Raw genomic sequence first — 14,195 nt, forward strand, 5'->3', positions numbered from 1 at the left:
GGTGACCTCCTCGCCATCCGCGATGCAGTAGGCCTAACCGCAGAACTAGTAAGTGACGAGCTCGTGGGCGATCTCGCACCGTTTTTCGCCGCACGTAACGAGATCGCCCACGAGCTGGACTTGGTCGACCCGACGGGCCCCGGCACGCCAGCACGTCGCCAGCGTGCGATGGAAGCGGTTCGTGTGCAATGTGACGATGTTTTGACTTTTGTCGCGACGAGCATCAAGGCCACGGTGCGCGCGGTGCGGGCCAGTCGCTCCTGATCAGATGCCTGCCGGAGAGCGGGAGAACGCGCTACCCGTGCAAATCACTCTCGACATCGACACTCAGCGTTTCAGGAGAGTGGCGAAACTTCAGCGCCATAAAGCTCTGAAGATCACAACTGAGATGGTACTGGCGCTCAGTGGATAATAGTAGTTATCCGCTGAGTCTGTGCGCTCTTCGAGTATGGCTGGCCAGCTTCACCCGACAGGCGGAACCGCGGTGCGCCCGGATAGGGAGGACGCCTTCTACGGTCGCAGCGAACCCCCGTCGCTGAGCGGAAAGAGGCGGATCGATGAGCCCAGTCGACTATCACGCACAATGCGACTCTCTTGTGCGCCTGAGCCGGAAAGACCTGACCGGCCCTATGGGCTACGTCTGGGAGCTTGAGGAGAACTTCCACCCCGCCTCCGCTATCTATCCCGGAGTCAAGGTGGAGGACTGCGAACGCGCCGCGGGCCATCCGGGACCGTGCGAAGCCTTCATCGACACCACCGACATCCATCTCGGGAAGGACAGCACCAGCCACTGGCTCCGGTGGGAGCGGCATCCCGACCTAGCCGAGAACTACGAGTGGTTCACCAGCACCAGCAGTTGCATGGCCCAGAGCGCGCACGGCTACCACTGCGTCCGTCCCGGAGAACACGACGATGGACACATCTACACCTGCCAGTAGCACAGGCAATCCTGGCAACCAATCCCTTGTCGACCAGCACATCGATATCTACGCACCCGGTAGCGGCGCGGACGGGCCGAGGGTGAGGCGGGAGTTCATGTTGAGCTTGAACTCGCCGTGCATCGCCACGTGCGCCCACATCAGTGGCGTCAGCCCGCGGTAGTCCATCGGTCCGGTTGGCCCGACTCAGCAGTGCCGTACAAGACGTTATACATTCAGGTTCAGGGGCAGCGTGCCCCTGGACGCCGCGAACGACCCTCCAATGTGCTCTACGAATTCGCCTCTCACACGGGCTAGACGTCGCCGGGCGCGAGCTCGACGCGGACCTGCCGCACGCCGAGCGGTGAGTGGATCGTGAACGCGACGGCAACCTTCCCCCACCCGGAGCCGACCACGTTCCCCCGGTTCCCGCGCGGCACGTACTCGCTGGTCGCGCCGCTGACGTCGCGCAACAACACCACTTGATCCCCGGTCCTGAACCGAGGTTGCGGCGCAGGTTCGCGCTCTCGTCCGGCAACCGGTCTCGCTGGACGACGGGCGCCGGCGGCAGCGTAAGTGAAATGGCGCCGAGCGCGGCCAGGAACAGCGACATACCGAACCCGAAATCAAGGTCCTGGCCCACCAGGAACACGGCTACAGCGACCGCGGCCGCGAGAAGAACGCGCCAGTCCGGTCCTGATCGACGTCGGCTCATACGTTGATCGTTGCACGCGCAACGGCTAGGACCAGCGGTTTTCCTCGGTTAGGCTCGCTTGGCGTTGATCGCACCAGGGGAGAGGTGACGAGATGAGCGGACGACCCGAAGGCACGGCGGGCGGCTACGGGAATCCCGGGCCTGACGATTTCGACCAGGATGCGTGGCAGGAGTTCACGCCGTGGCGACCGGGAGATCCGTCAACGACGGGAGAGGCGCCCCCGAGCTACGGGGCGGCGAGCGGTCTCGAGGACGGGTTCTATCGCCCGAGCGTCGACGGCGCTTCGGCGGCCGCGAGCTCGACGTCGCCGAGCGGGGAACGTGGCACGGACGGCGGATCTGGGGAACGCCGCCGCGGTCGGTGGTGGACAGAGGACAACCCGGCGAAGTTGAAGCGCGACGCGAAAGTACGGTCGACGACCACGCTGGGCGGCGGGCTGATCTCCACCGTGCCGTCCGGGACGAAAGGGAAGATCGTCGACACCAGCCGCGGCCTGCTCGGCGGGGATCGCGCGACCGTGCAGTTCGACAACGGGTACAAAGTCGAGAACGTGCCCGTCGAAAACCTTGACCGGCTCGGCTTTTTCGACTGACCACGAGGATCCGGTCAGTCGTCGCCGCCCCACTACGGGACCCCGAGCTGGAGCCGCTCACGCTCGACGGCGACCCGCTCGACGCGATCGGCGGCGGCGCCCTGGTCGGCTACGGGCCGGGTGTCCACCGACGGCCAGAATCTCCACCACCAGGTCGACGCGCTCACCACGGCGGGCTGCATCCGGGTCTTCACCGAGAGAAGGAGTCCGGCAAGGACACCGAGCGCCCGAGCTCTGGGCATGCCTGGACTACCTGCGCGCGGGCGACACCCTCGTCGTTGTCGAGCTCGCGCGTCTCGGCCGGAATCTGCACAACCTGCTCGCGCTCGTCGCGGGCCTCCGTCCGCGCGGCATTGGGTTCCGGTCGCTGCACGAAGCACTCGACACGACCACGTCCGGCGGAAGGTTGCGCGAGCGGATCGTGCAGGGCACGAGGGAAGGGCTCGAAGCCGCTCGGGCCCGCGGTACCCGCCTCGGCCGCCCGCCGGCGCTCACCGAGGAACAGGTTCGGCACGCACGGCTCCTGCTCACCGAGCCGGAGAACACGGTCTCGTCGATCGCGAGACTGCTTGGGGCAGCCGTCAGACGATCTACAAGTATGTATCCGAACTCGCGAGCGGAGGCCGCGAAGAGATCGCGGCGGCCGCCAGCGGGTCCGTCGAGCTGCTGAGTTAGCAGGCGACGGGGACTCGAGAAGTTTGGGGGCCTGCTCCTAAGAGGCGTCCGGGGTCTTCACCTTCGGGTTCTTCTTCGCCGTTTCGGGCGCCGTCGTGTCGATGGGCAGATTGATGGGCTCCGCGCCGGCGTCGACCTTCGCGACCTTCGGCTCGCTCTGGACCTTCGGCTCGTCCTGGACCTTCGGCTCGTCCTGGACCTTCGGCTCGCTCTGGACCTTCGGCTCGCTCTGGACCTTCGGCTCGTCCTGGACCTTCGGCTCGTCCTGGACCTTCGGCTCGTCCTGGACCTTCGGCTCGTCCTGGACCTTCGGCTCGCCCTTGACCTTCGGCTCGCCCTTGATCACGCCTTCGACCACCTTCTTCTGTGTCGGGATCTTCGGTGTGAACACCAACTGCCTCGTCATGAGGTACGCGATGACCGCACTGAACATCAGCCCGACCAAGATCGATAAGACCTCGTGGACACCGAACGAGAGGCAGATCGTCATCGGGACGGAGCCGACGACCACGTAGATCGCGTAAGAGAAGGCTGTCTCGATCTTCGGACCCCACGGCGTCTGGAGTGACACGCCGCCCGAGCCGAGGAGCTTGTTGTCCCACCACCCTCCAACTGCAGCAGCCCCCGAACCGTCGAAGAGCGGTTTCGCCTCCTGGGCGTTCTCGCCCACCCAGGCTGTCGACCTGCGTTCGAGCCGCGGATCTGGGTCATCCTCGGGCAAGTTCGTCTCGATATCGTCCGACACCGAAAGCCTCATTTCTATGATCAGGTGATCTTGCTAACCGGCGGCTCCTGCCGGGCCCCGCACAAACTTCGATCGACGATCCACGTGAGCACGAGAAGAGGTCGGCCGTGCCCAATCGCAGATAATATCAGGAGTATGAACATCGTACATACACGGACCATGGGAGTGTCGTACATGATGATCACGTTGTACATACAGCGACCGCATGTAAACTTCGGCGACCGCGCTCCCCGGGCAAAGTTCACAGGGACCTCGTACCAGTCAACGCACGTGGTCCGCTCCGAGTGCCCGGAGTGACAAACTCGCTACTCGTTTACTCTCTGTTCGAAATATCCAAGATCAAAGTTGAGTCCACCTCAGGCAAGTAACGTGAACGGTGTTCACGTCATTTTGCCCCCTGCCTGCGGTGTTTGATCTGTTTGCTAGAGCGCAGGGTACTCACTTTAGGAGTACTAGTGCACCTCTCAGCTGACGCCGTGTAACACAGAGAGGGAGTACCGGCAGGTAACCAGCGCGAACGGGTAGGACCTCTGCCCCTACCGGGCACAGCTGGACCAGCAGACTTGTAGTGCAGGCCACAGCAAAGGTAGGCAGTACAGCAACAGCGATCGCGGACGCGTAACGTATGTCTCATGTTCAGCGATTGATCGTACAACTTGGTTGACATGAGGTGCTTATGAGCGGATGATTAGGCTACGGACAGTGGACTGTCCTTACAGCCACGTGCCGGTCCACTGCCCAAAAATGGGCGTGCTGAAGGCCAAATCAGCACGCCCAAAAAATGGATCGGCCGAAGATTTAGAGACCCGCGACTGACTGAGGTGGCCCATGAGCCAGGAATCCTTACCGTTTCTTCCGGGTCGAGCATTGTCGAATTGGGCGCCTTACGTACTCGCGCTGCTCTCATCAGCGCTAGGTCAGTCTTTTCAGGTCGTCGTCAGACCGAAAAGATCCAAGGTCGCCCACCACGCGGGACCTCTGCTGTCACAGGCGTCTCGCGGAATCTTTTCTCACAAGCAATAGAGCAGCTAGCTGGGGTGATTTGCTGCTCTGATAGAAAGGGTAGGCGTGACAGGGATGAAAACAGACGACGCTATCGATGAAACCGTCGCCCGCGATGCCAAGGATCCCGTTGTCGAAGAGCCTCCGTCGAGCGATACGGCCGCATTGAGGAAGCCACACGGCGTCAACGACGACAAGGGCCCCAAGGGGCCCAGCCTGGAACGACTCACGGTCAACTTGATTCCTCGCTCTTCTCGTGCCCTGGACCGCGGCACCGAGTTATCCACCGACTCGAAGACAGTGGTCGTCAACCGCGCCTTGCAGGTGTATGCCTACCTCGAAGAGGTGTGGGCGGCTGGTGGTGAAGTGATTGTCACTGAGGCTCCGGGATCCGCGCCGACGGTGCTGAAGATCTTTTAGAGATCTCGCACTATGTATCGTGCCGTATTCTCTCTCTTCTTTGTTGAAGAAGAAGATTTCTCTGGGTGAGATGGGTACAACCCGCACCTGCATTCAAAAAAGTGGCGGTGGGATTTTGTCGACCACAAAAGCCGCCAATGGCCACCTGCGGCCTAAGCGCAGTTGGCTGGCGAACTGCGGCACACCAAGAAGGGGGCTTCGCCACCTTGGCGAAACCCCCTTCGTCGCTTGCAAAGCCGCTTGCAAAGCCGGTTGCCGGACTCGAGTCATCGAAGCCTTGCTCTCCCCGCACCCCCACTGCCAGGAGCTGGCGACCGCGCCCACCCGTGGCGTGCTCTTCCGAGAGTCAGCACGAAGCGTTTTGTGGACGACCAGGTCACAACTGGACCCAAAAAAGCACCCCGAGCGTAGACACCTCGGTGCTTCTGGAAGTGCAGCTGCAAACATCAAAGCCGAGCAGTCAGCGGATCGCACGTCATCTGGTAGTGAAATGAGACTGACGGTCAAGTCACGAGCCGCCGTACGCGACGTTATACACCCCGTGTTGGTGTCGCGCGTCGTGGCCGAGCGCAGTCAGTCGTCGCCGACCCACTGCACGAGCACGACGTGCACCTGGTCGACGTGCTCGACGATGACGTAGGTGATGGTGCCGTTCCCGTCGCCGAAGACGAGTTCTCTCATGCCGTCCGGCTTGTCCTCGTTGTAGAGGCGGCCGTTGTGCGGGACGAGCTCCAGCACCTCGAAGGCCTCGGCGTAGCGGGCCAGCGCGGGAAGCGGCAAGGCCTCGATCTGCTCCATCGCCTCGGGATGGGTGATGACCTCGTACAAGCTAGCGGCCGAGCCTCTTCCGCAGCAGGGCCTTCACCTCGGCCGCCGACGCACTGCCCGCCGGCGCCTCGCCCGTCCGCTGTGCCCGCTCGGCCTGGTCCAACATCCGCCGGTGCGCCTCGGTGCCTTGGCGCTGCGTCAGCCAGGCGATCCGGTGGTAGTTCCGGAGAACGTCGAGCACGCGGGTGAGGTCGAGCGTCTGCGTGGCCTCGGTCATCGCGTCCTGATAGGCGCGCTCGAACTCGGTGCGTTCCTCGTCGACCAGTGCGTCGCGGATCACGCTCGGCGACGTGTCCGGGGGGAGCGCGGGCACTGGCGACTCAGCGAACGGGTTCGCGGCCGCAGTCATGCCGCCCACGATAGCCGGTCGTCGGAGAATCCCTCAGCGCATGAAGAAGGGCCCCCGGTCGACTCGAGGGCCCTTCGTTCCGGCTGAGGGCGATCTCTTAGCGGATCCGCCTGTCGAACTCGCCCGCTTTTACCCCGGCGATCATCGCGTCGAGCTCCGTCCTGTTGAACACCAGGACAGGCGACTCGCCGCCAAGCTTGGAATCGCTTACGCCAACCCACCCGGGCTGCGAGAAGTTGAACATCACGCACCCGTTCTGCCCGTTGGAAAAGCTGGACTTCTCCCAGCCATCACTGGTGGTGCTCAGGGCGGCTCGTGCCGCGTCCGCGTCCATCACGTGTCCTTTGCTGCTTTCTTGATCAATTCGCGGGTTTTCTCGGGCTCTGTGGCGTGATTTTTCAGGCTCTCGAAGATAAGCCGGTAGTCCTCGACCTGCCCGGGGTGCTCGTAGTACAAACCTTGCTGGCGTGTCTCGACGTACACGCTTCCGGGGTGGCCTTCGAACGCCTCCGGATAGTCCAGGATGGTGAAAGTGCCTTCGGTGCCCGCGTGCGCGCCCGACGCATCGGTCAAGAGTCGGATCTCGACGTTCGGTAGCTCGGACAGCTTCACCAGGTGGTCCAGCTGCGCGCGCATAACGGCGCGGCCGCCGACCTGCTTCCGGATGGCGTTCTCGTCAAGCACGCACGAGATCTTGGGCGCTTCGGTACGGGTGATGATCGTTTGCCGCGCAAGGCGGAGGTCGACCTTCGCCCTGATCTGCTCCTCGGTCAGTCCTCGTTCGCCTGCCCGGATGATGGCGGCGGCGTAGTCCCGGATCGAGAAGAGGCCAGGAACCCATACGTCGTAGCTGCTGATCGCGGCCGCGGCGCTCTCCAGGCCCAGGAACGGGTTGAACCAGTCCGGCACGGAGTCGGTGAAGTCGATCCACCAGTCGGTGCCTGCCTTCGCGCTGCTCACCAGCTCGCGGAAGAACGGAACCCGTTCCGGGACGCCGTACATGTTCAACAGGACTTCGAGATCGGCCAGTGCGGGCAGGTTGCGACCGGTCTCGATGTGGTTGATGACGGTCTTGGCCTTGCCGATGCGCCGTGCCGCGTCCTCGGCACGCACCTCGGACTGCTTGCGAAGCCGCTGCATCTCGCCAGCTATCCACAGTCGGATCGCGGTCGGATTCAGCTCGGCCACAGGGCTACCTCCCTCGGGCACCTCGGCGACAAAAGACGACAGGGGTTCACCCGGATAGGCCATACCTTAAATGTAGACGTTCACAATGTGACCGTCTACATTCAGAGATGGCTACCAACCTAACCAGTTACACGGTAGCCCCTGGCGGTGCGGCGAGCTGGAATGGCTTCCCCTCCTGGGCCTCGGTCTTGTATCTCTCTTGCCCCGAGTCCCGGTGTCGTGGGTTGTTCCCCCGGCCGAAGCCGCGCCGCCAGGCCAGCAACTTCCCTGGTGAGCACGTCGCGCTGAGCGCGAAATGCGCATTCGGTCCACCAGGGAGATGAGCGGCGGCGACCCGTCCGGGCTGCACACCCCTCCCCCCGAACCCGGGCGGGCCGCCGCCTTCCACCCTGGAAGGGCTCCCGGATGTGGCAGACGCTTCTCGGCCTCGCGCCGGTGACGATCCTCGCGATCGGCCTGAGCGCCTGGACCTGCTGGGACATTGCCCGGTCGTTCCGGGCGCCTCGCGAACATGGCCGTGGTCCTCGTGACTGAGCGGATCTACAGCGCTCCGATGACCAGCTCCGACGACGGCCTGGAGCACGAGGTCGCCGACGAGGACTTCGCCGCCGGTGAAGGTGAGTACAGGGCGTTGTGCGGTTCGATCGTGCGGCCCACCCCAGGTGCGGCGCCGATCGGCCGTCCCTGCGTGCGGTGCCGTCACGTGCTGGCCACGCCGCCGGCGCCGGAGCGGCGTCGCTGGTCGGTGACCGTTCCTGAGCAGACACGCGGCATGGCGCGGCATCGCCGGCGCGGACGTCTTCACGCCTTGCTCGCCGACGTCGTCCGGACGTCGCGGTGATCCCCGCGCTGATGACCGCGGACCAAGAGGTGCGCGAGTCACTGTTCCGGCTGCGCGCGCGAGCGTTCGAGCTGCGCGCGACCGGCTGGCCGGAAGCGATCGCGGCCGCTGAGACGTCCGAGCGGGTCCTGCGCAAGGCGTTCGCGGACGCCGAGGTCGTATCGAGGGGGAGGCGGCGGCCATGAACCAGCCGACGGTGGATGCCGACAAGCTGATCGAGTACGCGGTCCGCAAGCTCGGCTGGCAGGTGGTCCCGCAGATCCTCTACCGCGGCGAGGACAACGCGCTGATGCGATCCTCCGGGCCGGAGACGGATCTGGTCACCATCCCGCTGGAAGGCTGGTCGACGGCCGTTCGCCTGCGCGGCGGGCCCGTACGCGGTGACTGGCGCCAGACAGGTGTCGAAGTCTGGCGCCACACGATTCCGCTGCATCTGGCACTTCTCTGGGTCACCAGCGACTCCGGCGATGACGCCGACCTCATCCGGTGGCCAAGCGCGCCGGACGCGCGGTGAACCGCACAGAGCCTGTCACGAACACCTGCACGCCTGGAGGACCGGGGATGATCGACGTCGAGCAGTATCTCCGCGTCCTGGGGGACGAACTGCGTCGTGTTCGGCACCAGCGCGGGCTCACTCGTAAGACGCTGAAAACGTTGCTAGGCACCGATATTTCCCTGCAGACACTCGCGACCTACGAACTCGGCACACGACAGTGCTCGGTCGTGCGCCTGGTCGAGTTGTGCAGCGCACTGGGCGTCGAGCCGGCCGAACTGATCGGCCGCGTCGAGCAGCGGCTACGGCCCGGCCTCGTGGTGTCCTTGGCCGCGCTCGCCGAGCAGACCCCGCCCGAACTCGCACCGCTCCGCCGCTGGGCCAGGCTGTCCACGGACGCGTCCGGCTTCGTCCAGTTCCGGCACGACATGCTCGACCGCGCGGCCGAGCTGTGCGGGATGGAGCCGGTCGAGCTCGTCAGGCACCTGCAGGCGATTCGCTGACCTTCGCTGACCTTGGCTTTCGCTCTCGGCGTCGGCGGCAACGAGCGTTTCCACCCTGGCCACAGAAGGTGGAAACGCCGTTCTTCGCCAGAGGCAAGCTCGATCAGCTGGTGGAGAAGCTCATCGACCACGCCTGGCCGATCGTCAGCGCCTGGATCCACCCGGCGAGCTAGGCGACGGGTCCGGGCTTCGCGGTGTCGGGTCTCCTGGGCTGGGCAGCAGGACCGCAGATCTTCGACAAGTACCTCGAACGGCAGTTGCCAAGGGCGGCTGCTGCGGTTCGGAAAACGACCATGCGCTGCGCAGGTTGGGCACCCAACGCGCGCCTGGCCTGCCACCAAACGGAGGCAGGCCAGGTGCGCGCACTATCGAACGCCGGGTTAGTTGAGGGTGTCGATCCAGCGCAGGGTGGAGGTGCAGGGGTAGTCGCCGTTTCGGGTGGCGTTGTAGTTGGCGTAGTCCTGTCGGCTGGCTGTGAAGTTGAGGTGCTGGAAGTTGCCGATGTCGAGGGCGGCGACTTCGGTCGTCTGCATGCCCGTCTTCAAGATTCCCTGGGCCACGGTGCGGCCGTTGGCCCGGAACGTCCAGGACAGGATCGCCTGGTCGCAGCCCGGCTCACGGGAGAGCTTTCCGCCCAGTTGATGCTTGGCTGGGTCAGGGAGGTCGAAGGTGGTCTCGACGGTGCGAATGCCGATGTTGCTCCATATCCAGCCCCCGTACGGGGTGCAGTGCACAAGTGTGCAGGCGGCGGGCTGGTGGGAGACGGCGCTGCCGCTGGCCAGCTTCAGCCCGGAACCTGAGTAGTCGCTAGAAGACCATCGTGGCGCGACGTATAGGGTTCCGGCCCCGACAATGATCACCGCCAGTGCCACGAGCAGCAGCCGCCGCTTCGAGGCCAGGAACGTGACGGGCGACGCGGCGGGCTCGTCGGTCGGTGTCGTGTCGGTTTCCGGTGGTGGTGCGGAGCTGGCGGGTTCCGCGGTGTCGAGGGCCTGTGCGGGGGTGTCCTGGAGCCAGCTGGCGCCGGGGAAGACGCCGTGGGCGTCAATGACCAGCGGCTCGCTATCGCTGGCGGTGCGGAACGGGCCGAACCCGTCGGCCAGTTCCCGTGTTTTGCTCTCGTCGACGAGCTCGGCGTCGGCGAGGTCTGCTGTCTCGGCCCGGTGGGCGCGTTGTTTGCGGAGGCGTTCCTCTGCTTTGCGGTGGGCACGGTCGTGTATGAGCCGGACGCCGGGTTCGAGGTAGGCCGCGACGGTGCGTTCCACGGTGGGGGTGCGGTGTTCGTAGGCCTGCACGAACACGGTCAGCAGCTCTTTGAGCTGGGCGGCCTGCGAGGGGAGCTTGTCTCCTCGCAGGAGGTTGTAGACCGTGGTTCGTGAGGGGCTGGTCTTCGGGAAGGCCTTTTCCCATTTCTTATGGGTCTTGTTGATGCTGTAGCCGGTGTGAACCTGCAGCTTCCGCAGCACGCGCATGTAGTCGGCTTCGGTGGCAGCGGCGGCGAAGTCGTCGCCGTCGGGGAAGGCGGCCGTGGTGAGTTCGTCCATGGCGGGCCTCATCCGGCGATGCGGCGGCCGGCGGTGCCGAGTGCCACGGCGTAGCCGACGCTGGCGGCGCCGGGGTTGCCGAGGAGCGTCATGGCGAGCGCGAAGGCCATCAGCAACCCGAGCACGCAGAGGAGCTGCACCGGCTGGGCCGGGGGACGGGTGGGGGGAGACAGGTCGGCGGGAGAACGCCGCGACGGGCACATCGGTCGTGACCTCTTTCGGGGTTGGCCTAGGCGAATCGGGACAACAACACCGCTCCGAGCCCCCTGGTGTCCCGGCGTGGTTGCAGCCACGAACTCCGGTAAGGGGATGTGAAGCGGTTGAGACCAACACTATGGCCGCCCGCCCGGCGAGCGCGCCCCTGACACTGTGCCGTTGTGTGCACACCAAGGCACGTCGCGTCCGCTCCCGGCGCCCTTGGGATGTCCAGAAATGTGCACCACAGCGTCTGAGCGGTGTACACGATCCCGCCCGTGAAACGCGAAGTATCTGCTCCGGATGTTCGGAATAGAACGCGAGTTCCTGCACCGTAGGCCGTGCGTCACCGCTGCCAGGCCCGGTCGGGTGATGTACACCCCATGTACAGAAACTTGCTGTGAGCTGCGGTTTTGACGATAGTGAAGGAGGTTCCGCCACGGAACCGGTCTGAGAAGGCCGGTCCTCCCGCGGCGGGACTCCCGGGACGACGTCTGGCCTAGGCGAACCACCGGACTCTGCGGTACGAACCCTTCGTTGCAGCGACAGGGCCCGTACCGCAGCACTAACTCCCCCCGCTGTTGCACACTTCCGGTCCACGCCCGACCTTCGATCCCGGTCGAAGCACCTGATGCGAACCAGCTCTGTCCAACCCGCAGACGCTGGACGGCGTCAGCTCACCGGATTCGGCATGCCGCAACGATCGTGGACAGCGTCGCCGAGGTCATCGCCTCGGCCTCTGCAACGTCTCACCCGGTTTCCGCGACGATTCAGGTCATGACCGACGACGCACGCTCAACGTCCAGCGGCACCTCGGTATCCGGATCGGGTAGACGGCTGCGGGAGTTGACGCCGGCGGCGATGTGGACGACCGCCGTCGTGATCACGATCCTTACCGCGGGCGCGGTGATCGCGCTGTGGTGGCCAGCCACTGCCGGGCTCACCGGCCCGGACCTGGTCAAGGCGCGGCTGGACGCGTTGAAGATCGGGCTGAGCATCGGCGTCGGCAGCGGCGGCGTGGTCGCGCTCTACCTCGCCTGGCGCCGCCAGCACTCCACCGAAGCCGACCTCGACAACCGCGAACGCGCCCTCACCCACCAGCAAGACGTCGCCGCCACCACCCAGGCACACCAGGAACGCGTCGCCGACGACGCCCGTGCTGACGCGATCGAACGCCGGATCACCGAGCTCTACCTCAAGGCCGTCGAGCAGCTCGGCTCGGACAAGGCCCCGGTCCGTCTCGGCGGCCTCTACGCCCTGGAACGTCTCGCCCAGGACAACGAGACCCAGCGTCAGACCATCGCCCATGTCTTCTGCGCCTATCTGCGCATGCCCTACGACCTGCCGGTCGACAGCGATCGCGACGACGGTGCCAGCGCCGAGCAACGCGAGATCTACCGTGCGCGAACACAGGAACGCGAAGTTCGACTCACCGCCCAGCGCCTGCTCCGCGATCACCTCCAGCCCAAGAACAGCACTGCCTACTGGGGGCCGCTCAGGTTGGACCTCACCGGTGCCCAGCTCATTAACTTCGCCTTGAACGGTGCCCGGATCGGATTCAGCAACTTCCACGACGCCACCTTCATCGGCGACGCTTTTTTCCTCGGGACGGCCTTCACCGGCGATGCCCTCTTCACCGAGGCGTCCTTCACCGGCGGCGTCTGGTTCAACAAGACGGCTTTCACCGGCAAGGTCTGGTTCACCGAGGCGGTCTTCACCGGCAACGCCCGGTTCTCCGGCGCGACCTTTACCGACGGCGCCACGTTCACCGAGGCGGTTTTCACTGGCAACGCCTGGTTCGGCAACGCGTCCTTCGGTGGCGACGCCGGGTTCGGCGGGGCGTCCTTCACCGGCAACGTCGGGTTCCCCGAAGGGGCCTTCACCGGCAACGCCTGGTTCGGCAACGCGTCCTTCGGTGGCGACACCGACTTCCGCAAGGCGGCCTTCACCGGCAACGCCTGGTTCGGCAGGACGGCCTTCGGCGGCGACGCCTTCTTCAACGAGGCGTCCTTCGGCGACGCCGCGTTCCACGACACGACCTTCGCCGGCGGTCCTCACTTCAACGGGGCCACCTTCACCGGCAGGCACTCGTTCTACGGGGCGACGGTGGATGGCGAGCCATTCGACCTGACATCTGTCGTCGACACCAGCGATGACTCGGATTGACTTGAGTGATCGAGATGTTCGGAAAACGATCGTTGCCCGAACACGAATACCTACCGCTGGGCGCTCTGGCGTTGTCCCAGTTGGCGGTGTTCGGCAACCCGTTTGTCTGGACTTAACCGACGGCTCGGTGAACATGTTTCTCGGCGACTAGTTGCCAGAAGGTCAGTGAGGTGCGGCCGTTCGGCATGGTCAGGGGCCCAGTGAAGCGCAGCGCTGGCGACCTTCTCGGAACGTGGCCACGCGGCCATCTCGTCAGTAGTGGCATGGTTGTCCAGCTGACCGAATTTGGTCAGTGCATCCGCGATCTCACGGTCGCTCTTGAGGTAGAGGGCGGCCAGGTGTGGACGACGGTGTCGAGCCACCAGGACCAGAGACAACCTGCACTGCCGTTCGGCTAATACACACCCGGCCAGTGCTTGTGAAGTCCGTCGTGGTGCTGTATGAAGCGAAGCGGCCCCCGAAGGTCATGCCTCACCTGATCTTTCAGGTGAGGAAGGTGTTCGATGCGGGATTGGATCATCGGGGTGGCCGTTGGCTACGGCTTGCTGCTGGCCACGGCTTTCGTGGTTCGCGCGGTATTCCGCCGCGATCGCGGCGACGAGCGTTGCGCTCCCGGGTGCAATCACCCGATTGCACGTTGCAGCCTGTTCAATCCTCTTACCCGCATGAGTGAAGAGCAACCCATGAGTGGCGAGCCAGTGCTCCGGTTCCCCGCAGGTGCTGCTCCGAATGATCACCCTGGGTGGCGCTTGGCCTTCCGTCTTGTCGATCTCGGATGCAGCAGTAACGACAGTACGGGTCGCAGCCAGTACCTCAGGATCACGGTGTGGATCATCGTCGCCTTGGTCCTGATCGGACTGATCTGCTGGCTCACCGGCCCGTGGCTGGGCCTGACCGGTGCCGGCGCGTACGGGCTGGCGAAAGCCGGGAAGGCCGCGCGGCGCAAAATCGCGAACAAGAAGGAAGGCGCCGCGATCGTGGAGAGCTGAGCCCTGATCCCGCCTCGCCAGCCCGGCAGGAT

Annotated in this window: 20 protein-coding genes; 11 read left to right on the forward strand and 9 right to left on the reverse strand. The window is 64.9% G+C overall.

The features are described 5' to 3' along the window. Together ACZ6DT_RS39015 and ACZ6DT_RS39020 are read left to right on the forward strand one after the other, a co-directional pair. Positions 1-264: hypothetical protein (locus ACZ6DT_RS39015; protein ID WP_465604733.1), on the forward strand; the 264-nt coding region annotated here is incomplete at its 5' end. A gap of 365 nt (positions 265-629) precedes the next feature. Beyond that, complete coding sequence (locus ACZ6DT_RS39020) at positions 630-938, forward strand: hypothetical protein (RefSeq protein ID WP_465604736.1); 309 nt, start codon at positions 630-632, stop codon at positions 936-938. Positions 939-1,231: 293 nt separating this feature from the next. Here the strand turns inward: ACZ6DT_RS39020 and ACZ6DT_RS39025 are convergent, their stop codons facing one another. Continuing rightward, positions 1,232-1,399, reverse strand: coding sequence for a hypothetical protein (locus ACZ6DT_RS39025; RefSeq protein ID WP_465604739.1), 168 nt, complete (start codon positions 1,397-1,399; stop codon positions 1,232-1,234). 325 nt (positions 1,400-1,724) lie between these two features. On the opposite strand from ACZ6DT_RS39025, the gene ACZ6DT_RS39030 reads away from it, so the two are divergent. Then, complete coding sequence (locus tag ACZ6DT_RS39030; RefSeq protein WP_465604741.1) at positions 1,725-2,225, forward strand: hypothetical protein; 501 nt, start codon at positions 1,725-1,727, stop codon at positions 2,223-2,225. A 32-nt stretch (positions 2,226-2,257) separates the two neighbouring features. Here the strand turns inward: ACZ6DT_RS39030 and ACZ6DT_RS39035 are convergent, their stop codons facing one another. Then, positions 2,258-2,419: a hypothetical protein gene (locus ACZ6DT_RS39035; RefSeq protein WP_465604884.1), complete on the reverse strand. Its 162-nt coding sequence runs from the start codon at positions 2,417-2,419 to the stop codon at positions 2,258-2,260. A gap of 59 nt (positions 2,420-2,478) precedes the next feature. Between ACZ6DT_RS39035 and ACZ6DT_RS39040 the strand changes: the two genes are divergently transcribed. After that, the gene (locus tag ACZ6DT_RS39040; protein ID WP_465604881.1) at positions 2,479-2,895 is read left to right on the forward strand and encodes a recombinase family protein; all 417 of its coding nucleotides are present in this window, start codon (positions 2,479-2,481) and stop codon (positions 2,893-2,895) included. Positions 2,896-2,937: 42 nt separating this feature from the next. Here ACZ6DT_RS39040 and ACZ6DT_RS39045 read toward each other — a convergent pair whose 3' ends face one another. Then, positions 2,938-3,570: a hypothetical protein gene (locus ACZ6DT_RS39045; protein WP_465604744.1), complete on the reverse strand. Its 633-nt coding sequence runs from the start codon at positions 3,568-3,570 to the stop codon at positions 2,938-2,940. A gap of 1,152 nt (positions 3,571-4,722) precedes the next feature. On the opposite strand from ACZ6DT_RS39045, the gene ACZ6DT_RS39050 reads away from it, so the two are divergent. Then, positions 4,723-5,067, forward strand: coding sequence for a hypothetical protein (locus tag ACZ6DT_RS39050; protein ID WP_465604747.1), 345 nt, complete (start codon positions 4,723-4,725; stop codon positions 5,065-5,067). A gap of 573 nt (positions 5,068-5,640) precedes the next feature. Here ACZ6DT_RS39050 and ACZ6DT_RS39055 read toward each other — a convergent pair. The 4 genes from ACZ6DT_RS39055 to ACZ6DT_RS39070 form a co-directional block, all read right to left on the reverse strand. Then, the gene (locus ACZ6DT_RS39055; protein WP_465604749.1) at positions 5,641-5,895 is read right to left on the reverse strand and encodes a hypothetical protein; all 255 of its coding nucleotides are present in this window, start codon (positions 5,893-5,895) and stop codon (positions 5,641-5,643) included. Between the two features lies 1 nt (position 5,896). Further along, positions 5,897-6,244, reverse strand: coding sequence for a DUF6247 family protein (locus tag ACZ6DT_RS39060; RefSeq protein ID WP_465604751.1), 348 nt, complete (start codon positions 6,242-6,244; stop codon positions 5,897-5,899). A gap of 97 nt (positions 6,245-6,341) precedes the next feature. Then, a complete protein-coding gene (locus ACZ6DT_RS39065; protein WP_465604754.1) occupies positions 6,342-6,578 on the reverse strand; it encodes a DUF397 domain-containing protein in 237 nt (78 codons plus the stop codon). Continuing rightward, a complete protein-coding gene (locus tag ACZ6DT_RS39070) occupies positions 6,578-7,432 on the reverse strand; it encodes a helix-turn-helix domain-containing protein (protein WP_465604756.1) in 855 nt (284 codons plus the stop codon). Before ACZ6DT_RS39070 ends, ACZ6DT_RS39065 begins: the two co-directional genes overlap by 1 nt. A 553-nt stretch (positions 7,433-7,985) precedes the next feature. Here ACZ6DT_RS39070 and ACZ6DT_RS39075 point away from each other — a divergent pair. Genes ACZ6DT_RS39075 through ACZ6DT_RS39090 form a run of 4 tightly spaced genes read left to right on the forward strand, consistent with a single transcriptional unit; the run spans position 7,986 to position 9,269 of the window. Continuing rightward, positions 7,986-8,273: a hypothetical protein gene (locus ACZ6DT_RS39075; protein ID WP_465604759.1), complete on the forward strand. Its 288-nt coding sequence runs from the start codon at positions 7,986-7,988 to the stop codon at positions 8,271-8,273. An 11-nt stretch (positions 8,274-8,284) separates the two neighbouring features. Next, the gene (locus ACZ6DT_RS39080; protein WP_465604762.1) at positions 8,285-8,458 is read left to right on the forward strand and encodes a hypothetical protein; all 174 of its coding nucleotides are present in this window, start codon (positions 8,285-8,287) and stop codon (positions 8,456-8,458) included. Next, positions 8,455-8,787 carry a hypothetical protein gene (locus ACZ6DT_RS39085; protein ID WP_465604764.1) on the forward strand — a complete coding sequence of 111 codons (333 nt, stop codon included), beginning with the start codon at positions 8,455-8,457 and terminating at the stop codon, positions 8,785-8,787. Before ACZ6DT_RS39080 ends, ACZ6DT_RS39085 begins: the two co-directional genes overlap by 4 nt. Positions 8,788-8,834: 47 nt before the next feature. Further along, positions 8,835-9,269: a helix-turn-helix domain-containing protein gene (locus ACZ6DT_RS39090; protein WP_465604767.1), complete on the forward strand. Its 435-nt coding sequence runs from the start codon at positions 8,835-8,837 to the stop codon at positions 9,267-9,269. A 380-nt stretch (positions 9,270-9,649) separates the two neighbouring features. Here the strand turns inward: ACZ6DT_RS39090 and ACZ6DT_RS39095 are convergent, their stop codons facing one another. Both ACZ6DT_RS39095 and ACZ6DT_RS39100 read right to left on the reverse strand, forming a co-directional pair. Then, the gene (locus ACZ6DT_RS39095) at positions 9,650-10,813 is read right to left on the reverse strand and encodes a hypothetical protein (RefSeq protein WP_465604770.1); all 1,164 of its coding nucleotides are present in this window, start codon (positions 10,811-10,813) and stop codon (positions 9,650-9,652) included. Between the two features lie 8 nt (positions 10,814-10,821). Further along, positions 10,822-11,016, reverse strand: a complete 195-nt coding sequence (locus tag ACZ6DT_RS39100; RefSeq protein WP_465604772.1) for a hypothetical protein — start codon at positions 11,014-11,016, stop codon at positions 10,822-10,824. 769 nt (positions 11,017-11,785) lie between these two features. On the opposite strand from ACZ6DT_RS39100, the gene ACZ6DT_RS39105 reads away from it, so the two are divergent. Both ACZ6DT_RS39105 and ACZ6DT_RS39110 read left to right on the forward strand, forming a co-directional pair. Next, the gene (locus tag ACZ6DT_RS39105) at positions 11,786-13,174 is read left to right on the forward strand and encodes a pentapeptide repeat-containing protein (protein WP_465604775.1); all 1,389 of its coding nucleotides are present in this window, start codon (positions 11,786-11,788) and stop codon (positions 13,172-13,174) included. 503 nt (positions 13,175-13,677) lie between these two features. Continuing rightward, complete coding sequence (locus ACZ6DT_RS39110) at positions 13,678-14,163, forward strand: hypothetical protein (RefSeq protein WP_465604778.1); 486 nt, start codon at positions 13,678-13,680, stop codon at positions 14,161-14,163. Positions 14,164-14,195 lie beyond the last annotated feature (32 nt).

The sequence above is a fragment of the Amycolatopsis sp. NPDC041971 genome (assembly GCF_055588925.1).